1 rRNA gene is annotated in these 2,958 nt (G+C 54.7%); it reads left to right on the top strand.

Going from position 1 to position 2,958, the window contains the following annotated elements:
- Positions 1-33: 33 nt before the first annotated feature.
- Positions 34-2,958 (top strand): 23S ribosomal RNA (locus FKZ59_RS14105).

The following is a 2,958-nucleotide window of genomic DNA, read 5'->3' on the forward strand; positions in this document are numbered from 1 at the left end:
AAGTGAAGCTCTTGCGAGCAATCGCAAGCCGACGGTTAAGTTGGTAAGGGCGCACGGTGGATGCCTTGGCACTAGGAGCCGATGAAGGACGGGACTAACACCGATATGCTTCGGGGAGCTGTAAGTAAGCTGTGATCCGGAGATTTCCGAATGGGGCAACCCACTGTTCGTAATGGAACAGTATCTTAACGCGAATTCATAGCGTTAAGAGGGCACACCCAGGGAACTGAAACATCTCAGTACCTGGAGGAGAAGAAAGAAACCTCGATTCCCTTAGTAGCGGCGAGCGAAACGGGAAGAGCCCAAACCAAGAGGCTTGCCTCTTGGGGTTGTAGGACACTCTATACGGAGTTACAAAAGGATGGGTTAGACGAACCGTTCTGGAAAGGACGGCCGTAGAAGGTAACAGCCCTGTAGTCGAAAATCCATCCTCTCCAGAGTGGATCCTGAGTACGGCGGAACACGTGGAATTCCGTCGGAATCCGGGAGGACCATCTCCCAAGGCTAAATACTCCCTAGTGACCGATAGCGAACCAGTACCGTGAGGGAAAGGTGAAAAGAACCCCGGGAGGGGAGTGAAAGAGAACCTGAAACCGTGTGCCTACAAGTAGTCAGAGCCCGTTAACGGGTGATGGCGTGCCTTTTGTAGAATGAACCGGCGAGTTACGATCACGTGCAAGGTTAAGCCGAAGAGGCGGAGCCGCAGCGAAAGCGAGTCTGAACAGGGCGACGGAGTACGTGGTCGTAGACCCGAAACCAGGTGATCTACCCATGTCCAGGGTGAAGGTGAGGTAGCACTCACTGGAGGCCCGAACCCACGCACGTTGAAAAGTGCGGGGATGAGGTGTGGGTAGCGGAGAAATTCCAATCGAACTTGGAGATAGCTGGTTCTCTCCGAAATAGCTTTAGGGCTAGCCTCGTGTAAAGAATACTGGAGGTAGAGCACTGTTTGGACTAGGGGCCCACCTCGGGTTACCGAATTCAGACAAACTCCGAATGCCAGCTATTTATACACGGGAGTCAGACTACGAGTGATAAGATCCGTGGTCGAGAGGGAAACAGCCCAGACCACCAGCTAAGGTCCCAAAGTAGCCGTTAAGTGGAAAAGGATGTGGCGTTGCTTAGACAACCAGGATGTTGGCTTAGAAGCAGCCATCATTTAAAGAGTGCGTAATAGCTCACTGGTCGAGTGACGCTGCGCCGAAAATGTATCGGGGCTAAACGGTTCACCGAAGCTGTGGATCCGTGCTTCGCACGGGTGGTAGGAGAGCGTTCTAAGCGCGCAGAAGTCAGACCGGAAGGACTGGTGGAGCGCTTAGAAGTGAGAATGCCGGTATGAGTAGCGAAAGATGGGTGAGAATCCCATCCGCCGAATGACTAAGGTTTCCTGAGGAAGGCTCGTCCGCTCAGGGTTAGTCGGGACCTAAGTCGAGGCCGAAAGGCGTAGACGATGGGCAACAGGTTGATATTCCTGTACCACCTCCCCGCCGTTTGAGCGATGGGGGGACGCAGGAGGATAGGGAAAGCACGCCGTTGGTCGAGCGTGTCCAAGCAGCAAGGCGGGGAAGTAGGCAAATCCGCTTCCCGCAACGCTGAGCTGTGATGGGGAGCGCATTGCGCGCGAAGTTCCCGATTTCACACTGCCAAGAAAAGCCTCTAGCGAGGCGGGAGGTGCCCGTACCGCAAACCGACACAGGTAGTCGAGGAGAGAATCCTAAGGCGAGCGAGAGAACTCTCGTTAAGGAACTCGGCAAAATGACCCCGTAACTTCGGGAGAAGGGGTGCTCATTGGGGTGCAAGCCCCGATGAGCCGCAGAGAATAGGCCCAGGCGACTGTTTATCAAAAACACAGGTCTCTGCTAAACCGCAAGGTGATGTATAGGGGCTGACGCCTGCCCGGTGCTGGAAGGTTAAGAGGAGGAGTTAGCGCAAGCGAAGCTCCGAATTGAAGCCCCAGTAAACGGCGGCCGTAACTATAACGGTCCTAAGGTAGCGAAATTCCTTGTCGGGTAAGTTCCGACCCGCACGAAAGGCGTAACGATCTGGGCGCTGTCTCAACGAGAGACTCGGTGAAATTATAGTACCTGTGAAGATGCAGGTTACCCGCGACAGGACGGAAAGACCCCGTGGAGCTTTACTGTAGCCTGATATTGAATTCCGGTACAGCTTGTACAGGATAGGTAGGAGCCGTAGAAGGGGGAGCGCCAGCTTCCCTGGAGGCGCCCTTGGGATACTACCCTGGCTGTACTGGGATTCTAACCCGCAAGCCTGATCGGCTTGGGAGACAGTGTCAGGTGGACAGTTTGACTGGGGCGGTCGCCTCCCAAAGAGTAACGGAGGCGCCCAAAGGTTCCCTCAGAATGGTTGGAAATCATTCGCAGAGTGTAAAGGCATAAGGGAGCTTGACTGCGAGACCTACAAGTCGAGCAGGGTCGAAAGACGGGCTTAGTGATCCGGTGGTTCCGCATGGAAGGGCCATCGCTCAACGGATAAAAGCTACCCCGGGGATAACAGGCTTATCTCCCCCAAGAGTCCACATCGACGGGGAGGTTTGGCACCTCGATGTCGGCTCATCGCATCCTGGGGCTGTAGTCGGTCCCAAGGGTTGGGCTGTTCGCCCATTAAAGCGGTACGCGAGCTGGGTTCAGAACGTCGTGAGACAGTTCGGTCCCTATCCGTCGTGGGCGCAGGAAATTTGAGAGGAGCTGTCCTTAGTACGAGAGGACCGGGATGGACACACCGCTGGTGTACCAGTTGTCTTGCCAAAGGCACAGCTGGGTAGCTATGTGTGGACGGGATAAGTGCTGAAAGCATCTAAGCATGAAGCCCCCCTCAAGATGAGATTTCCCATTGCGTAAGCAAGTAAGATCCCTCAAAGACGATGAGGTAGATAGGTCCGGGGTGGAAGCACGGTGACGTGTGGAGCTGACGGATACTAATCGATCGAGGACTTAACCA

The organism is Ureibacillus terrenus, from assembly GCF_006569205.1.
Lineage (GTDB): Bacteria > Bacillota > Bacilli > Bacillales_A > Planococcaceae > Ureibacillus > Ureibacillus terrenus.